This window comes from Corallococcus sicarius (genome assembly GCF_003611735.1).
In the GTDB taxonomy this organism is placed as follows: domain Bacteria; phylum Myxococcota; class Myxococcia; order Myxococcales; family Myxococcaceae; genus Corallococcus; species Corallococcus sicarius.
The window spans coordinates 1-16,537 of record NZ_RAWG01000212.1 but is presented as its reverse complement, the minus strand read 5'-3'; the positions used below and the strand labels follow the sequence as shown (position 1 = coordinate 16,537).

The 16,537-nt window shown below is 67.6% G+C and carries 19 protein-coding genes; 12 read left to right on the top strand and 7 right to left on the bottom strand.

Annotated elements, in window-relative coordinates; translation table 11 throughout:
• Positions 1-105: 105 nt before the first annotated feature.
• Positions 106-1,071: a hypothetical protein gene (locus D7X12_RS27695; protein ID WP_120628272.1), complete on the top strand. Its 966-nt coding sequence runs from the start codon at positions 106-108 to the stop codon at positions 1,069-1,071.
• Between the two features lie 20 nt (positions 1,072-1,091).
• Here D7X12_RS27695 and D7X12_RS27690 read toward each other — a convergent pair whose 3' ends face one another.
• A complete protein-coding gene (locus tag D7X12_RS27690) occupies positions 1,092-1,622 on the bottom strand; it encodes an FHA domain-containing protein (protein ID WP_120628271.1) in 531 nt (176 codons plus the stop codon).
• A 128-nt stretch (positions 1,623-1,750) separates the two neighbouring features.
• Between D7X12_RS27690 and greA the strand changes: the two genes are divergently transcribed.
• The 5 genes from greA to thrC all read left to right on the top strand — a co-directional run bounded on the left by greA (position 1,751) and on the right by thrC (position 8,065).
• On the top strand, positions 1,751-2,266 hold the full coding sequence (gene greA / locus D7X12_RS27685; protein ID WP_120628270.1) for a transcription elongation factor GreA: 516 nt from the start codon (positions 1,751-1,753) through the stop codon (positions 2,264-2,266).
• 109 nt (positions 2,267-2,375) lie between these two features.
• Positions 2,376-5,360, top strand: a complete 2,985-nt coding sequence (gene recG, locus D7X12_RS27680) for an ATP-dependent DNA helicase RecG (protein WP_120628269.1) — start codon at positions 2,376-2,378, stop codon at positions 5,358-5,360.
• Between the two features lie 89 nt (positions 5,361-5,449).
• Positions 5,450-6,085 carry a protein-L-isoaspartate(D-aspartate) O-methyltransferase gene (locus D7X12_RS27675; protein WP_120628268.1) on the top strand — a complete coding sequence of 212 codons (636 nt, stop codon included), beginning with the start codon at positions 5,450-5,452 and terminating at the stop codon, positions 6,083-6,085.
• An 88-nt stretch (positions 6,086-6,173) separates the two neighbouring features.
• The gene (locus D7X12_RS27670; RefSeq protein WP_120628267.1) at positions 6,174-6,737 is read left to right on the top strand and encodes a hypothetical protein; all 564 of its coding nucleotides are present in this window, start codon (positions 6,174-6,176) and stop codon (positions 6,735-6,737) included.
• Entirely contained in the window at positions 6,734-8,065 is a 1,332-nt protein-coding gene (thrC, locus tag D7X12_RS27665) for a threonine synthase (RefSeq protein ID WP_120628266.1), read from the top strand. The genes D7X12_RS27670 and thrC overlap by 4 nt, the downstream gene beginning before the upstream one ends.
• 12 nt (positions 8,066-8,077) lie before the next feature.
• On the opposite strand, the gene D7X12_RS27660 is transcribed toward thrC, so the two are convergent.
• Positions 8,078-9,280: a glycosyltransferase family 4 protein gene (locus D7X12_RS27660; RefSeq protein WP_120628265.1), complete on the bottom strand. Its 1,203-nt coding sequence runs from the start codon at positions 9,278-9,280 to the stop codon at positions 8,078-8,080.
• 73 nt (positions 9,281-9,353) lie between these two features.
• On the bottom strand, positions 9,354-10,481 hold the full coding sequence (ribB, locus tag D7X12_RS27655) for a 3,4-dihydroxy-2-butanone-4-phosphate synthase (protein WP_120628264.1): 1,128 nt from the start codon (positions 10,479-10,481) through the stop codon (positions 9,354-9,356).
• A gap of 213 nt (positions 10,482-10,694) precedes the next feature.
• Between ribB and D7X12_RS27650 the strand changes: the two genes are divergently transcribed.
• From D7X12_RS27650 to D7X12_RS27630, 5 genes are all read left to right on the top strand, one after another.
• On the top strand, positions 10,695-11,033 hold the full coding sequence (locus D7X12_RS27650; protein WP_244224814.1) for a hypothetical protein: 339 nt from the start codon (positions 10,695-10,697) through the stop codon (positions 11,031-11,033).
• Positions 11,030-11,677: a dTMP kinase gene (gene tmk / locus D7X12_RS27645; protein ID WP_120628262.1), complete on the top strand. Its 648-nt coding sequence runs from the start codon at positions 11,030-11,032 to the stop codon at positions 11,675-11,677. Before D7X12_RS27650 ends, tmk (D7X12_RS27645) begins: the two co-directional genes overlap by 4 nt.
• Positions 11,678-11,876: 199 nt before the next feature.
• Positions 11,877-12,647 carry a dTMP kinase gene (gene tmk / locus D7X12_RS27640; RefSeq protein WP_208719317.1) on the top strand — a complete coding sequence of 257 codons (771 nt, stop codon included), beginning with the start codon at positions 11,877-11,879 and terminating at the stop codon, positions 12,645-12,647.
• Positions 12,648-12,723: 76 nt separating this feature from the next.
• Positions 12,724-12,990 carry a helix-turn-helix domain-containing protein gene (locus D7X12_RS45395; RefSeq protein ID WP_120628260.1) on the top strand — a complete coding sequence of 89 codons (267 nt, stop codon included), beginning with the start codon at positions 12,724-12,726 and terminating at the stop codon, positions 12,988-12,990.
• A 165-nt stretch (positions 12,991-13,155) separates the two neighbouring features.
• Positions 13,156-13,686 carry an IS630 family transposase gene (locus tag D7X12_RS27630; RefSeq protein ID WP_244224815.1) on the top strand — a complete coding sequence of 177 codons (531 nt, stop codon included), beginning with the start codon at positions 13,156-13,158 and terminating at the stop codon, positions 13,684-13,686.
• Between the two features lie 81 nt (positions 13,687-13,767).
• Here D7X12_RS27630 and D7X12_RS27625 read toward each other — a convergent pair whose 3' ends face one another.
• The 3 genes from D7X12_RS27625 to D7X12_RS27615 are packed head-to-tail and all read right to left on the bottom strand — an operon-like array spanning position 13,768 to position 15,860.
• A complete protein-coding gene (locus tag D7X12_RS27625; protein WP_158620135.1) occupies positions 13,768-14,733 on the bottom strand; it encodes an oxidoreductase in 966 nt (321 codons plus the stop codon).
• Positions 14,734-14,740: 7 nt separating this feature from the next.
• Positions 14,741-15,091: a hypothetical protein gene (locus D7X12_RS27620; protein WP_120628257.1), complete on the bottom strand. Its 351-nt coding sequence runs from the start codon at positions 15,089-15,091 to the stop codon at positions 14,741-14,743.
• A gap of 1 nt (position 15,092) precedes the next feature.
• Positions 15,093-15,860 (bottom strand): dCTP deaminase domain-containing protein, encoded by a 768-nt coding sequence (locus D7X12_RS27615; protein ID WP_120628256.1) that lies wholly within the window; start codon positions 15,858-15,860, stop codon positions 15,093-15,095.
• Between the two features lie 72 nt (positions 15,861-15,932).
• On the opposite strand from D7X12_RS27615, the gene D7X12_RS45390 reads away from it, so the two are divergent.
• Complete coding sequence (locus tag D7X12_RS45390; protein WP_369333660.1) at positions 15,933-16,268, top strand: hypothetical protein; 336 nt, start codon at positions 15,933-15,935, stop codon at positions 16,266-16,268.
• Here D7X12_RS45390 and D7X12_RS43785 read toward each other — a convergent pair.
• The coding region (locus D7X12_RS43785; protein WP_208719315.1) for a hypothetical protein at positions 16,260-16,537 on the bottom strand (278 nt) is incomplete at its 5' end. The genes D7X12_RS45390 and D7X12_RS43785 overlap by 9 nt on opposite strands.

Below are 16,537 nucleotides of genomic sequence, written 5' to 3'. Positions count from 1 at the left end.
CCCACCCCCACCTCCCCGCAGCGTCGTCGCCTTGCCTCTTGGACAGTGTAAGCACATTTTTCCTGTGTAGAGGGGCTGGTCCGCCCGTCACAGGGGAGCGTGCACATGGGAAGCATGGGGAACGGGAGCCGTCGCGGAGCCACGGTGCGGAAGCTGTCCTGGGCGCTGGTGTTGTCCCTGACGACGCTGGGAGCGGGCTGTGGCACCGAGGCCCTGGAGCCCGTGTCGCCGGCCCCGCCGGCCCTGTTTGACACGCTGGAGCAGGAGGCCCTGAGCTACAACCACCTGTCCGTCAATGGCTTGTCATTCAATGGACTGTCGTTCAATGGCTTGTCATTCAACGGGCTGTCCGCCGGTGGCCTGTCACAGGCCTCCTTCGCGTCGTGGTTCAACGCGAACCCGACGCTGGCGGGCGAGGTCATGGGCTACATCATCCGCTGCGCGGTGCCGGAGGGCGAGACGCGCACGTTCACCCATGTCCAGGCAAACAAGACATACACCTGGCCGGGCCTCCTGGGGCTGGCGCCGGGCTGGGCGGCGGGCGCGAGCCCGACCGTGGCCGAGCAGCAGATCGTCTCCGCGTGCCTCGCGGCGCACACCAACCCGTTCGGCGTGAGCGTGCCCATCTCCGTGCACGGCCGTGACGCGCAGGGGCAGGTGATTCCCTTCACCTCCGGGGAGCTGTCGATGTTCTCGCGGCCGGAGTCGTGCTTCTTCGGCAACCTCTTCCAGAACCAGGGCGTCTACGCGGGCAGCCAGAACCCGCCCCTGAACCCGAACCAGAGCACCACGCGCGCGTGCGCTGTGGTGGACGGCTCCGGGATGCCGCGCCGGGCGTGCGCGCCCATCGTCTACGCGGGCAGCTGCGCGGCGATGTGCACGACGGACACGACGACCGGGGTCGCCTTCCTGAACTGCACGAAGGACGGCGTCACCTTCAAGCCCCTCACCACGCGCGTGCGCGACGCGGACCTGGCCGTCTGCGGTGACGGCGTCTGCCAGGTGACGGAGTCGTGTGGCACGTCCACGACGTACAACGCGTGCGCGGCCGACTGCGGCGTGTGTCCCTGACGGCGCGGGGCCCTCGGCTTTCAGCCGGAGTGGGAGCCCAGGCCGGAGGCCGCGCCCGCGCGCAGCCGTTCGTGGAGCGCGTCGGTGAGCAGGTACCAGAACTGCACGTTGCCGAAGCTGAGGATGTCGCCGCCCCGGAGCGACACCTCGCGGTGCCCGATGGTGCTGGCGTTGACGAACGTGCCGTTGGTGGAGCCCAGGTCCCGCACGGTGCAGCGGGACTCAGCGCGGCTCCACCGCAGCTCCGCGTGCTGCTTGGAGACGGAGGCGTCGTCCAGCACCAGCTCGCAGTCCATCCTCCGGCCAATCCTCAGCGCGTCCGAATCCTTGAGGGTGGGCAGGGTGGCGACGAGCAGGTCGTCGAATTCAAAGAGCAGGGAGAGCATGCCCTGTTCGATGTCGCCGGGATCCGCCATGCGGGTGGGGGCGAGGACGGCGGCGGACAGCTCCGAGGGCGGGCGCTGGACGAGGGCGAAGGGGCCCAGCTGGTGCTGGAAGGTCCCCACGGGGAGGGCGGCGGCGAGCGCGCGCATTTCACGGACGGACAGCACGGAGGGCAGCCTAACGGGTCGGCTGTCGGGCGCACAGCCGTTACCGGACGATGGGGCGACGGCTTTCGTTGACCCGCTTGTCACTCGTTCCCTACATTGGTTGTTTCCAGATGGAAGGAGCAGTTTCGATGAGCGGGAGCGACAACATCCCGATGACCCCCCACGGTCTGCGGAAGCTCAAGGACGAACTGAAGCACCTCCAGTCCGTGGAGCGGGGAAAGATTTCGCGTGAGATCGAGGTCGCGCGCGCGCACGGCGACCTGCGGGAGAACGCCGAGTACCACGCCGCCAAGGAGAAGCAGTCGCACATCGAGGGGCGCATCCTGACGCTCAACGACTGGATCGCCCGCGCGGAGGTCATCGACCCGACGAAGCTGGGCGGCGACAAGGTCGTCTTCGGCGCCACCGTGGAGCTGGTGGACGCGGAGACCGAGAAGTCCATCTCCTACCGCCTGGTGGGCGAGACGGAGGCCGACCTGAAGAAGCGCTGGCTGGCCGTCACCTCGCCGGTGGCGCGCGCCCTGATTGGCAAGAAGGTGGGCGACGTGGCGACGGTGCAGAGCCCCGGCGGCGTGCGCGAGCTGGAGGTCGTGAAGGTCTGGTTCGAGGATCCGCAGGACGACGCACCGCACAGCGAGGGGTGATGCCCGGTCGTCCGGGTGTCCGTCGGGGGAGTGGGCGCACGCTCGCTCCCCCGGTTTCGTTTCCCGGGCGGCGTCAGGCCCGCTTCGTAGGATGGAGGCTGGAAATCGCGTGAACCACCCGCTCGCCAGCCTCGTCGGCCCACTGAAGTACGCCTGTCAGCGCGACTTCGCCCAGCTCGGAACCGTCCGGGACCTGCGCACCCTGATGGAGCGCACCCTGGCCGCGGCCGGCGGCGTGGATGCGCGCGCGCTCGATGACCTGCGGGCGGCCCTGCCGCACGTGGATCCCCCCGCGCCTCCGGAGCACCGCAAGGCGGCGCTGCGCCAGGTGCTGGGGGCGCTGAAGCTCAGCGGCGTGGCCCTGCCGGAGGAGCTGGAGCGGGTGGTCGTCACGGGGGAGATCAACGCCGTGGCGGCCCACGTCCCCAGGGCGCCGGAGCGGGGACACAGGCTGGAGGGGGAGCTCGCCGCCGCGCTGCCCCGTCGGCGGATGACGCCTCCCCAGGGGAACGCCGTGCCGGCCTGGCGCGCCCAGGAACCGGTGTCCACGCCGGGCGGCACCGCGGTTCGTTCCACGGGGGCCGGTGGCGTGATGGGCCCCGCCCGGGCTGCCCCGCTCGTGCATGCGTCGGCGATGGCGCGGGTGGACGGTGGTGGCTCGGGCCGTGGGACTTCCGCGCAGGGGGTCTTGCCGGTGCAGGCCGCCGGGATGCCACGCGTGGCGGGCATGGACGGCGGAGGCCTTTCGGGCCGGGCCGCCAGCGCGGTGCTCCCGGGAGGGGCCATGTCCCGGACCCCGGGTGCCGCGACGACCCGGGGCGTGACGAGCGCGCCGGGGGCCCGCACGGGCGTCGCCGCCGACCCGCGCAAGGCGGCCCCTCCTTCGGACGGGGAGGCTCCCGCGGAGAAGGCCAGGAAGAAGACGAAGAAGGCCAAGGCCGTGGGCGCGGAGGCCTCGCGCTCCGAGGCGAAGCTGCTCTCCATCGCGCCGCGCTCCGGCCCGCTGTCCGCGCCGCTCAAGACGCTGGGCAAGCGCCTGGGGCCGCGGCTCGTCGCCGTCCTGGACAAGAAGGGGCTGCGCCGCACCGGCGACATCCTGTTCCTGTTGCCACGCTGTTACGAGGACCGGCGCAGGCTGCGCACCATCGCGGAGCTCATCCCCGGCCAGCGCGGCGTGACGGTGGGCGTGGTGAAGACCGCGGACTTCGTCCCGGGACGGGGCGGCAAGCGCATGTTCCGCGCCGTCGTGGGGGACCGCTCCGGCAGCATCGCCGCGACGTACTTCCACGCGGGGCCGTGGCTCAAGAGCCGCTTCACCGTGGGCAAGCAGCTGGTGCTGTCCGGCGAGGTGCGCGCCTCCATGAACGGCAGGGAGATGGCCCACCCGGAGCTGGAGCCCGCCGAGGACCTGGAGTCCACGGCCTCCGTCCACTTCCACCGCATCGTCCCCATCTACCCGGGCTTCGAGCGCGGCGAGCAGCGCTCGTTCCGCGAGCTGGCGGCGCGCATCAGCGAACAGCACGCGCACCACCTGGAAGAGCCCCTGCCCGCGGACCTGCGCCGCCGCTACCACCTGATGGGGCTGCCGGACGCGCTGCGCTTCATCCACTTCCCCCCCGAGGACGCGGACCTGGAGGCGCTGGATGCGCACCAGAGCCCCGCGCACCGCCGGCTCGCGTTCGACGAGCTGTTCTTCCTCCAGCTCGGCATGGCGCTCAAGCGCCAGGACGTGAAGGCGGAGGAGGGCATCACCTTCAACGTCGCCCCGGAGCGCCTGGAGAAGGCCCGCGGCGCGCTGCCCTTCCAGCTCACCGGCGCCCAGGCGCGCGTGGTGGACGACCTGGCCCGGGACATGGCGCGGCCGGAGCCGATGAGCCGGCTGGTGCAGGGCGACGTGGGCAGTGGCAAGACGGCGGTGGCGCTCGTGGCCGCCCTGGTGGCACTGCAGGACGGCTACCAGGTGGCGGTGATGGCCCCCACCGAAATCCTGGCCGAGCAGCACGAGCGCACCTTCCGCCGCATCCTGGAGCCGCTGGGCTTCCGCGTGGGGCTGGTGAGCGCGGCGGGCACCGCGAAGCACAAGCGCACCGTGCGCGAGGCCGTGGCGAAGGGGGAGCTGCACCTCGCGGTGGGCACGCACGCGCTGCTCGAGGGCGGCGTGTCCTTCCAGAACCTGGGGCTCGTGGTCATCGACGAGCAGCACCGCTTCGGCGTGCTCCAGCGCCAGACGCTGATGGGCAAGGGCCTGATGCCGGACGTGCTGGTGATGACGGCCACGCCCATCCCGCGCACGCTCGCGATGACGCTGTACGGCGACCTGGACGTGTCCATCATCGACCAGCTCCCCCCGGGCCGCACGCCCATCTCCACGCGCGTCTTCAACAACCAGCAGCGCGCGCGCGTCTACGAGGCGGTGGCGGCGGAGCTGGCCAAGGGCCACCAGGCCTACGTCGTCTATCCGCTCGTGGAGGAGTCGGAGAAGCTGGACCTGGAGGACGCCACGCAGGGCGCGGAGAAGCTGCAGCAGGTGTTCCCCACCGTGCGCGTGGGCCTGCTGCACGGGCGCATGAAGGCGGAGGAGAAGGACGCCGTCATGGAGGCCTTCCGCGAGAAGACCCTCCAGTTGCTCGTGTGCACCACCGTGGTGGAGGTGGGCGTGGATGTGCCCAACGCATCCGTGATGGTGGTGGAGTCCGCGGAGCGCTTCGGCCTGTCGCAGCTGCACCAGCTCCGGGGCCGGGTGGGCCGTGGGGCCGCGGCCAGCTACTGCTTCCTCGTGGCGGGCGCCGCGCGCTCCTGGGAGTCCACGGAGCGGCTGGGCGTGATGGAGCGCAGCAGCGACGGCTTCGTCATCGCGGAGAAGGACCTGGAGATCCGCGGCCCCGGCGAGTTCCTGGGCACGCGGCAGAGCGGCCTGCCAGAGCTGGCCGTGGCCAACCTGGTGCGCGACGGCGACCTGCTGTCGCTCGCGCAGGTGGAGGCCCGGCGGATCATGGACCGGGATCCGAAGCTCCAGGAGCCGGAGCACCAGGGGCTGGTGAAGGCGCTCGAGGAGCGTTGGGAGGGCCGTCTGGCGCTTGCCCGGGTGGGGTAGGAACGGCGAGGCGGGGGCCTGACCGTCGGGTTGTCTCCGACTGTCGTCATGCTTACGTTTTTTGTCGGAGGACCACGGGGGAGAGCGCCATGGGAGACTGGGGTCGAGCGGAGTATCTGGCGCGCCAGGGCATTCGGGATCGCCGGGTGCTCGCGGCGATCGCGAACCTGAATCGCGCGGACTTCGTGCCCGTCCAGGAACGGGACGTGGCCCACCGGGACATGCCACTGCCCATCGGCTATGGGCAGACCATCAGCCAACCCTACGTGGTCGCCCTGATGAGCGAAGCCCTGCGCCTGCGCGGCTGTGAGCGCGTGCTGGAGATTGGCACCGGGTCCGGCTACCAGACAGCGGTGCTCGCGCTGCTGGCCCGCGAGGTCTTCACGGTGGAGATCGTCCCGGAGCTGGCCCGGCCTGCCCGGCGCCTGCTCCACCGGCTGGGCTTCAGCAACGTGTACTTCCGGGAGGGCGACGGGGCGAAGGGCTGGCCCGAGGGCGCGCCCTACGACGCCATCATCGGCACCGCCGCGCCCACGGAGATTCCCCGCGAACTCCTGCGTCAGCTCAAGCACGGCGGCCGCATGGTCATCCCCGTGGGGGCGGTGGACGAAACCCAGGAGCTTCTGCGCATCCGTCGAGGTCAGCCCGGACTGCTGCCCCGGGTCGAGCGCCTGTTGCCGGTGCGCTTCGTCCCCATGACGGGCCAGGTGGCGCCGGTGAACTGAGCGGTGAGCTGGCCGGCCTCTGCCCGGCGCACCCCCCATTTCCCGGGTTGCGTTGCCGTGGGGGGAGGGGACCGATAACGTCCCGACCATGATCATCTGCCCGGTCTGCGACCACGTGCAGTCGGAAGGCGAAGAGTGCGACGGCTGTGGCAAGCGCTTCCCCGGCCTCGTGGATACGCAGGAGCCCGTCGTCGTTCCCCTGCTGGAGCTGGAGCTGACGCACCACGCGGGGGGCCGCGTCGAGGTGGAGTCGGTCCCCCTTCCGGAGTTGGATCTGACGCGGCTGCGCTCGGGGCCGGACCTGCCGGCCATGGCCGTGCCCGACCTGGAGCTGACGAGCGCGGGCGCGACGGGCGCGGTGCCCGTGGCTCCCATGGCGGACCTGGACACGGGCCGCGCGCCGGATGACGGCGTGCGCACCGCCGCACCCCTGGGCGCGGTGACGTGCCGCTACTGTCGCCACGTGCAGGCCGAAGGGCTCTTGTGTGACGGCTGCGGCATGCGGCTGCCCCGCGCGCGCGTGGCGGCGCCGGTGGCCGCGAAGGGCCGCGTGGCGGAAGGCGAGCGCGTCCCCTGTCCCTCCTGCCACACGCCTTCGTTCCCGGGCCGCGCGTGCGTGGCGTGCGGCACGAAGGTGCAGGTGGAGGCGTGACGTCCCCGGCGCTGAAGGCGGGCTACGCCTGCAGCGAGGGGTGCGGCTTCACGGCGTCCCTCTGGGAGGTCGTCTACCGCTGCCCGAAGTGCGAGGGCCTGCTGGAGGTGGCGCACGACGAGGCCGCCCTGCGCGCGGTGCCCGCGGCCGAGTGGAAGCGCCGCTTCGAGTCCCGGTTCGCGACGTCGCGGCTGCCGGACGGCTCCGGGGTGTGGGGCAAGCGCGAGTGGGCGCTGCCCGAGCTGCCGGTGGAGGACATCGTCTCGCTGGGCGAGGGGCGCGTGCCGCTCAAGCCGCTGCCCCGGATGGCGGCCCAGCTGGGGCTGGGGTCGCTGATGTTGAAGGAGTGCGGCGTCTCCCCGACGGGCAGCTTCAAGGACTGGGGCATGACGGTCCTCGTGTCCGCGGTGAAGCACCTGCGCGCGCGGGGCACGCCCATCCGCGCGGTGGCGTGCGCGTCCACGGGGGACACGTCCGCGGCGCTGTCCGCGTACGCGGCGGCGGCGGGCATCCCGGCGGTGGTGTTCCTGCCGAAGAACAAGGTGTCGCTCGCGCAGCTCGTGCAGCCCATCGCCAACGGGGCGCGGGTGCTGTCGCTGGACACGGACTTCGACGGCTGCATGAAGCTGGTGCAGGCGGTGACGGCGGACACGGGGCTGTACCTGGCGAACTCGATGAACTCGCTGCGCATCGAGGGCCAGAAGATGATCGCCGTGGAGCTGTGCCAGGACCTGGGCTGGGAGCCGCCGGATTGGATCGTCATCCCGGGCGGCAACCTGGGCAACGCGAGCGCCCTGGGCCGGGGCCTGGAGCTGATGCACACACTGGGGCTCATCACCCGCCGGCCGCGCATCGCGGTGGCGCAGGCAGAGCGCGCCAACCCCCTGGCGCGCGCCTTCCGGGGCGGCTTCCAGGCGCTGACGCCGATGCAGGCGGAGGCCACGCTCGCGTCCGCCATCCAGATTGGCAACCCGGTGTCCTACCGCCGCGCGGTGAAGATGCTGCGCGCCTTCGACGGCGTGGTGGAGGAGGCGACGGAGTCGGAGCTGGCGAACGCGGCGGCCCGCGCGGACCGCGAGGGCACCTTCGCCTGTCCGCAGACGGGCGTGGCGCTGGCGGCGGTGGAGAAGCTGGTGGCCCAGGGCGTGATGGCGAAGGGCGCCAGCGTCGCGGTGGTGGCCACCGCGCACGGGCTGAAGTTCGCCGACTTCAAGGTGGGCTACCACCGGGGGACGCTGGCGGACGTGAAGGCCGCGCATGCGAACCCGCCGGTGGAGCTGCCCGCGGACCTGTCGGCGGTGCGCGCGGCCCTGAAGGACCTGGGCTGAGCGCCGGGCCGGTCAGGCCTGGGACAGGCGCTCGTACACCGCCAGCGTCGCGCGGGCCATGGTGGCGCGGTTGAAGCGCGCCTCCGCGACCCGGCGCCCCGCCTCGCGCAGGGTGCTGGCCAGGCCCGGCTCCCAGAGGACCCGCAGCTGCGCCCACGCGAGCTCCGAGTCATCCAGGCGCAGGCGCCCGTCCCCGTCGCGTTGGACGGGGACGAGGAGGCCGGAGGCTTCGTCCTGGAGGATCTCCGCGGGGCCTCCCGAGGCGACGGCCACCACGGGGCAGCCCGCGGCCATCGGCTCCACCACGGCGTCGCCGGAGGGCTCGTAGAGCGACGGCACCACGGTCAGCTCGGACAGGTGGTAGAGCGCGGCGAGCTGTTCACGCGACAGGTTGCCCAGGCGCTTCACGTTCGACTTCAGCACCGGGTGCTCGGCCTCCAGCGCGGCCACCTCTGCCGCGATCTGCTGGGACTCGCTCCCGTCCTGCACGTCCATGCCGGCCAGGGCATAGGTGACGTCGGGCTGGGCCTTGAGGACGCGCAGGGCGGAGCGCAGCAGCGGCACCACGCCCTTCTGGTGGGTGGGGCTGCCCGCGAAGGCAATGACGCGGCGGCCCTGGAGGCCCCACTGCTCGCGCAGCGCGGCCAGCGTCTCGGGCGCGGGCGGCTTCTGGAAGAGGCCGGTGTCGAAGCCGTTGTGGACGACGGTCATCTTCTCCAGCGGAACGCCGAGTGATTCATGGAGCACGTCGCGGAGGGACGCGCTGACGGCGATGAGGGCGGTGGCCGCGTGGCAGGACTGCTTCTCCTCCGCGCCCACGGCGTCGCTGGCCACGGAGCCCCACCCGCGGCGCAGGGGCAGGTGGAGCCTGTGCACGCTGATGAGCAGCTTCGCGCCCAGCCGTCGCTGGACCTGGAGCGCGGCGGGCACCGTCCAGAAGTCATGGCAGTGCAGCACGTCCGGCTTCTCACCGGTGCGCTCCGACAGCGCGAGGAGGTGCGAGGTCAGCTCCTCGGTGAAGCGCTGGAGTTGCTGTGGAGTCGGGCTGGTGTCCGCGCCCGGGGGCTTCGTGAGGCGGGAGGTGATGACGGTGGGCTGGCAGCCGAGTGCTTCGAGGCCGGCGACCAGCTCCTGGGTGTGCGTGGCGAGGCCGCCGAAGGAGACCTCGCCGGGTTCGGGGGACTGGGGCGTGAGCAGGTAGACGCGCGGTGGCATGAGAGACCCGGGAATGGCTGCGACCCTGCCATTCCGGTCTGACACGCCGGACAAACCCACCCTGTGGGTTTCGCTACTCCACCGCGAGCGGGATGCGCGACTCGATGGTGAGCCCGAAGCCCGCGAGGCCCCGGTAGGTCATGTCCGTGTTGCTCATCAGGCGCATGGCGCGCACGCCCAGGTCGGTGAGGATCTGGCAGCCCATGCCCACGTCGCGGGATTCGTGCGCGGCGCGGGTGGTGGACGCGTTGCTGCCGTCGCCCGCGCGCTTGTGGTGGATGCCGAAGTCGTCGCCGTGCATGCCGGGCAGGTAGACGATGACGCCGGCGCCCGCCTGCGCGACCTGCTGCATGGCGCGATCCAACAACTGGTGGCACTTGCAATCCGGTGACCCGAACACGTCGCCCAGGGCGCAGGCGGCGTGCAGGCGGACCAGGGGCGCGGGCTGCGCGTGCTCCGGGTCGCCCTTCACGAGCACCAGGGACTTCGCGCCGTCGGGCGTCCACGTGTACGTGAGGGCGGTGAACTCGCCGTGCTTCGTGCGGACGACGTCCTGGCCGGGCTCGCGGCGCACCAGCCGGTCCTTGCGGCTGCGGTACTGGATGAGGTCCGCGATGGTGACGAGCTTCAACTGGTGCTCGCGCGCGAAGAGCTTGAGGTCCGGCATGCGCTGCATGGTGCCGTCGTCCTTCACGAGCTCGCAGAGGATGCCGGAGGGCTGGAGGCCCGCGAGCCGCGCCAGGTCCACGGCGGCCTCGGTGTGGCCCGCGCGGCGCAGCACGCCGCCCTCGCGGTAGCGCAGGGGGAAGATGTGACCGGGGCGCAGGAAGTCGTCCGCGCTGCTGTGGGGGTCGGCGAGGGCGCGGATCGTCTTGGCGCGGTCCGACGCGGAGACGCCGGTGGTGGTGCCGTGGCGGAAGTCCACGGAGACGGTGAACGCGGTGCGGTGGGACTCGGTGTTCTCCGCGACCATCTGGGGCAGGCGCAGCGCATCCAGCCGCTCGGCGAGCATGGGCTGGCAGATGATGCCGCTGGTGTGGCGGACCATGAAGGCCAGCTTCTCCGGCGTGGCCAGCTCGGCGGCCATGATGAGGTCGCCCTCGTTCTCACGGTCTTCGTCATCGGCGACGACGACGCACTTGCCCGCCTGGATGTCGCGGATGGCCTCCTCGATGGTGTTCAACTCGGAGTCTTGGCTCATGGCGGAGACGCTCGTCCTGGTGACCGCGTGGAGGGGCATGGTGCGCGGCATGTAACGCGGGGGGAGGGGGGTGGCAAGCCATGCCCGCGAACCGGGCGTGCTTCCGGGCAATGGCTGGGATGAGTGGACGCTGTGACTGTGCGTCCGGGTCCTCCCTTGCGCCCGGCCGGCGACTCGACGGCCTGGGGCCCGTGATGTAGGGTGCTCGGCTCCGTGAGCGCAGACCAACTGGAAAAGCGGGCCCGGTTCGACCAGCTGCAGGAAAGCCTGGCCACCCGGCAGAGCACGACACACTTCACCCACGCGGGTGTCTCCGTCATCGCCTTCATGCTGATTTCAGGCGCGGCGGGGAAGCTGTTCTACGACTCCTTGCGCACCCCGTTCCTCGCCTGGGGTGCCACGGCGCTGGCGCTGGGGCTGCTCGTGTACGCCTTCGTGAGCTACCGCAAGGGCCGCGTGGTGCTGACGGACGAGCTCCAGCGCTATGAGACGCTGCTGGCGCTGCGCCACGAGCTGCGCCTGGACAACCCCGCCGCCCTGCTGCCCCGGTGAGCGCCGCCCGGAAGGCCGCCCGCCCGGGGCGGTTCATCGTGCTGGAGGGGCTGGACGGAGCGGGCACCACCACGCAGACGGAGCGGCTGGCCGCGGCGCTGCGAGCGGACGGGCACGCGGTCATGACGACGCGCGAGCCCTCCGACGGGCCCGTGGGCACCCAGTTGCGCCAGGCGCTGACGGGACGGCTGGGGCTGCCGCACGGCCGGGGGCCACTGGCGCCGGAGACGCTGGCGCTCCTGTTCGCGGCGGACCGGACGGACCACCTGCACGCGCGGGTGCTGCCGGCGCTGGAGGAGGGCAAGGTCGTGCTGTGCGACCGCTACGTCCTGTCCTCGCTGGCGTACCAGGGCGCGAGCCTGCCCATGGCGTGGGTGGACACGGTGAACGCGCACGCGGTGTCGCCGGACCTGACGCTGTTTATCGAAATGGATCCCAAAGTCGCGGCGCGGCGCCGGGCTTCGCGTGGCGGCCCTAGTGGACAGGCCGAAGTTCAGCGGCAAGTGGCCAAGCAGTACCTCAAGGCCATTACACTCAGGTCGAAGCGCGAACGCATTGTGCTGATTAGCGGGGAACTTACTCTTCCTGACATTACGGACGCATGTTTGAAGGAAGCGCGGCGTATGCTCGCTCGGCTGAAATAAACGACGCTGTAAGGCTTGGCGGACTCTCCGATGGGGGAATGACCGATTTTCGTAATAGCTCAGTTTTTTCCCACCTCCTCTATGCGTCAAAACTCCACCGACTGCTGGTTCCGGTGCTGCTGATGTATTTCGAGTCACCGAAGTCAAGAATCTTTGACTTGCACGAACTTGGGGCATACTTTCGGCGACTTGTGTATCAGTGACCGCGGCCTTCAAATCGATGGTCTTTGCCGCGAGCAGAATTTTGACACGCCGGCCCATCCTGCCAGATTGCATGATTGTGCGAAAATCCGACAAGCAAGGTGTCCTCATCGCGATTGAGGGCATAGATGGTGCAGGAAAGACAACGCAAGCTGAGCGTTTGGCAGTCGCATTGACGAGTGCCGGGCATTCAGTACTTCGCACGAAAGAGCCGACAGACAGCAAGTGGGGCCGCCAACTGCGTGCCTCCGCAGTCTCAGGTCGCCTGAATGCTGCCGATGAACTCGAATTGTTTCTGAAGGATCGTCAGGAGCATGTTCGAACCGTCTTGAAGCCTGCCATTGATGCAGGGCAAATTGTCATTGTGGACCGCTACTATTTTTCTACGGTAGCCTACCAAGGTGTCCGCGGGCTGGATCCACAGGAGATTCTCTCGCGGAACGAGGTCTTTGCCCCAAAGCCTGACCTCCTAGTGTTGCTTGAGGTCGATGCCAAGGTTGGATTGCAACGCATTCGCCTTCGTGGAGACAAGGCAAATACATTCGAACAGGAGGCCAATCTGAGAGCGGCGGGAAGGATTTTTGCTCAGCTTGACTTGCCGTATCTCATGCGGATTGACGGCGCTCTGCTTCCCGAAGATATCACCTCTAGTGTTCTAGATGTGTTGTATGACGGCCCGTTAGCTTCGGAGCCTCGGCCGGTGCACTGCGAACAAGGTCGAGCAATGATTAATAGCGAGTTGTTTGGGCTGATTGGGTCCAAAGGGTGATTGGGCTTTGCCTGATTCAGACTGACTAACCCAGGGTTCACTTGACGCGATCTGGCGGGGATGATCTTCCTGGAGGATGAGCGAAGGACATCCCACCCCGGAGAAGCTGCGGTGGGCCATCGTGCGCGCCTTCCATGAGGAGGGCCTGTCGTACGGGCAGGTTACCCACCTGCTGTGCATTGGAACGGCCACAGTCAGTCGCGTCCTGCGGCTGTACCGTGAAACGGGCCACGTTGTGCCTCGGCCCCGCAGGGACGGGAACTTCTCGCCCATTCGAGGCAAAGTGGTGACGCAGCTCAAGCGGATGGTCGCCAGAGGCCGGACGCAACCGTGCGGGAATTAGTGGCGGAACCGACGGCGCGCACGGGCGTGGTCACCAGCCGCCCCGCCCTGCAGCGAGCGCTGCACCGACTGGGCTTCTCACACAAAAAAGTCCTTCGCCGCCTCGGAGCGAGACGCTCCGCCCAACCTCTGGCGCAGGAGAGTCCTCGCCGCGCTCTTGAGCGTCGTGGACGTGCGGCGACTCGTCTTTCTCGACGAGTCCTTCTGCAACACCTCCATGGCACGCGAGGATGGCTGGGCCCCGGTGGGGCAGCGCGCGCGAGGACTTCGCCCGGGCGGACGCTGGACCACCCTGACGCTCGTCGGAGCCATCCGCGTTGGCTGCCGGCCCAAGCTGATGACGCACCCAAGAGCCATCAACGGGTGCCTCTTCGTGCGCTTTGTGCGGCAACGCCTCTGCCCTTGGCTCCACCCAGGCGACGTGGTGCTCATGGACAACCTGGGGGCCCACAAAGTGAAGGGGATGCGCCAGGCCATTGAAGCGGTGGGGGCCTGCGTCGTGTACCTGCCCACCTACAGCCCCGACTTCAATCCCATCGAGCTGTGGTGGGCAGACTTGAAGCGCCAGCTTCGAAAGCGGGCTCCTCGTGCTCTCAACGAATTGGCCCAGACGGTGAGGCAGCTCCGCGCTGCGACTCCGCTCGCGAAGCTGGCGGCTTGGTTCCGCCATTGCCTCGCCTTCCTTCAGCTCAACTGATCTCCGCGTTAGATTACGTCAAGCCAGCTCTGTGGCGGGCGCGCGAAGTCGGGCTTCTTGAGCCTTTCGCCATCTGCACTCTTATTTATCCTTTGCCCATTGTGGGCAGGTGACGTGGTCGGCTCCACGAGAGAAATAGTGGCACTTGCCTGAGTTGATGCAGCCCTTGCTTGTGTCGGCGAGATAGTCAGGATTCGCAATAAGATCCCGGCAAATCCCAATGTGAAGGTTTGGCGGGAGGTCATGCTGGGGTTCTACTAAGGCCCTACCTGACAGTATGAAACGTCGACGAGGAAAGCGGTCGGCGAGTGCAATTGTCTCGGTTCGGCGGACGCGGAGCACGTCAGGCCGCCCAGGGTAAATGAGCTGCTTGTCAATGTTGTAGAAGCCCGATGAGACGTCAATGAAGTCGAACGGAAGGCCTGCGATCTGTCCGTGGAAGTGTTCTTGGCCATTCGCGTCAAAATTGTTGTCGCCGCTACGAAGTGAGATGCGGATCGACGTTTCAATGCCGGCCGCTGTATGTCTCGACGCCCAATTGGCCAAGCGTTCTCGCGCCTCTGGCGCATTTTCGTTGATCCGATCATCGACCAATAGGTTTAAGAGGTATCCGTGCGCAGCATGGACCTGAAGATGGCGAAAGCCGGCGGCCACGGCGATGTCGGACGCCTCATCCAAAGCTCCGAGTGTTAATGCGATCCTCTTTGGCCCAAGTTGGCGGACGAGCTGACGAGATCGCTCAATTGTCTCGTGTGCCGTTGGCGAACGGAAGCTCCTTGAGCCAATGTAGTTTTCCCATGTTGTCGCCAGCTGGATTCCCGGCAGCGAACCGTACCTTTCGATCTCGCTCGCGACCTTTGCCCACTCTGGTGAGCGGGAGATTGTCGGTGTACTAGCGTTGCTGCCATACCCGCCCGGGATCACTACGTTCCCGACGATGGCGCAGTGCAGGGCCGGGGAACTGCGGCGGCGGTAGAAATCTACGTAGCGCTCGTCCGGCTTACCGCGAGTCACGTATCCTGTGTTGAGGCCGACAAAGAATTTCAACCGGCTATTACTCAAGTGGACCGTACCTTGCGTCGTTCACTCTCATTTTATTAATCAGATCACTTTCGAGATTTCCTCCGAGGACGGCCGAGAGGCGTATCAGATAAATGATCGCGTCCGCCAACTCTTCGCGAAGTCCTGGTGCGACATCTCCAAGGGACGGGCCCTTGTAACCAGCATGGGCAATCGCGAGGCGAACCTTCTTAAGGACGTTCGCGAACTCCCCGATCTCACCCACGAGGCCGACTAGGTCCATCTCAAGCTGCGTGACTCTCTCGGCATCGCTGTCGAAGTCGACTTGGAAGCCGCGGCGCCTGTCTGCAATAATCTGGCTTTCGATAATCTTTGAAAAATCCATATCATCTCTTCCGGTTGATGTAGAGCGTGAAAAAGAATGTAATAGCACTTGCAACGAGGTTTCCGACGAGGCCTTGGACGTTGGTGAAAAATTCACTCCCCACCAAGAAGACTGAAACAGCATTCAGTATCACCACGAGCAGGATAGCTGCGTCGGTAGATACTCGGCGCCGCTCCAGATCCCGTAAAACCGTTGCGGTTGCTTGCGGGAGTAGGCGATAGCCCTCCTCTTTCTCACTCTGGACTCGCGGATCTCTTGCCACTTCGGCGTAGGACTTCTGCAGCTGGTACTTTATGGGCCAGATCCGCGTGTGAAAGCCGTGCTGGCCGCGGTAGGGACGATTCACATTGCCAGTCAGTTGCGTAAAATCAGCCTTGGCAATTGGCTCGAGTTGCGGCAGCAGGATGTACTTGTCGCTGACGTTCTGGGTAACGATGCCGAGGTTTCCGGAGAAACCCGGGTCGGCGTATGTGGCGACGGGGCTTAGCCCGATGCTGAATAGCGAGCCCTTGCTGACAACGTGAGCGAGCACGTTGTGCGGCACTTCAAACTCCTCGTACGTAATAAGTACCACACGGTGCCCGGGCTTAATGAGGATGTCCTGACCTGGTTTCACCGGGATTGGGTGGTCGCTTTCCGTCAGATCGTAGTAAACGTTACCTAGCCGCAGCTCATAAGACGCGCCAGAGATCTGCCGTGCATCCCCGTTCTTGATTAGTTTGCCACGCACTATCGCGGCGCTGATGTCGGCGTCGTTTAAAGTCGTCATTGCCCCTCCTCGGAGGTCTCATTCTAACCCAGGGCTCGTTTGACGCGATCGCCGGGTTTGATCTTCTCGAGGATGAGTGAAAGACACCCCACGCCAGAGTACATGCGGCGGGCCATCGTGCACGCCGTCCATCAGGAGGACCTCCCGTGCGAACAGACAGCCGGTTTTCTGGGCATTGGCGAGACCACAGTCGGTCGCGTGCTGCAGCTGTACCGTAAAATCGGCGATGTCGCGCCTCGGCCCCAAGCCGGCGAGAACTTCTCGCGCAGTCGAGGCAAGATGGCGACGCAGCTCACACGGCGGGTCGCTCAGAACCCGGCTGCGACGGTACGCGAGCTGATAGAAGCACTGGCCGCACGCAAGGACGTTCTCATGAGTCGACCTTCAATGCGACGAGTGTTACATTAGGTGGAGTTTTTTGCGCAAAAAAACGTCCTTCGTCGCTTCGACCGAGATGCCCAGCCCAATTTCTGGCGTTGGTGCGTTCTCGCCTCGCTCTTGAGCGTGGTGGCTGTCCGACAACGCGTCTTCCTTGATGATGCCTTCCGCGTGCGTGTTCCGGGGCAAGCCGAGCACCGATTCCGGGCCAAGGTGAGCAGCGATTCCGGAGCAAGGTGAGCAGCCGTTCCGGGGATGCCGAGCAGGCATTCCGGGCATGTCGAGCACCGATTCCGGTG

What these genes read in the sequence shown, in the direction of transcription:
- D7X12_RS45395 (WP_120628260.1), top strand. Translation starts at nt 12,724, where the DNA reads ATGAGCGAAGGACATCCCACCCCGGAGAAGCTGCGGTGGGCCATCGTG.
- D7X12_RS27620 (WP_120628257.1), bottom strand. Translation starts at nt 15,091, where the DNA reads ATGGATTTTTCAAAGATTATCGAAAGCCAGATTATTGCAGACAGGCGC.
- greA (WP_120628270.1), top strand. Translation starts at nt 1,751, where the DNA reads ATGAGCGGGAGCGACAACATCCCGATGACCCCCCACGGTCTGCGGAAG.
- D7X12_RS27660 (WP_120628265.1), bottom strand. Translation starts at nt 9,280, where the DNA reads ATGCCACCGCGCGTCTACCTGCTCACGCCCCAGTCCCCCGAACCCGGC.
- ribB (WP_120628264.1), bottom strand. Translation starts at nt 10,481, where the DNA reads ATGAGCCAAGACTCCGAGTTGAACACCATCGAGGAGGCCATCCGCGAC.
- D7X12_RS27615 (WP_120628256.1), bottom strand. Translation starts at nt 15,860, where the DNA reads ATGACGACTTTAAACGACGCCGACATCAGCGCCGCGATAGTGCGTGGC.
- D7X12_RS45390 (WP_369333660.1), top strand. Translation starts at nt 15,933, where the DNA reads ATGAGTGAAAGACACCCCACGCCAGAGTACATGCGGCGGGCCATCGTG.
- D7X12_RS27670 (WP_120628267.1), top strand. Translation starts at nt 6,174, where the DNA reads ATGATCATCTGCCCGGTCTGCGACCACGTGCAGTCGGAAGGCGAAGAG.
- D7X12_RS27675 (WP_120628268.1), top strand. Translation starts at nt 5,450, where the DNA reads ATGGGAGACTGGGGTCGAGCGGAGTATCTGGCGCGCCAGGGCATTCGG.
- D7X12_RS27695 (WP_120628272.1), top strand. Translation starts at nt 106, where the DNA reads ATGGGAAGCATGGGGAACGGGAGCCGTCGCGGAGCCACGGTGCGGAAG.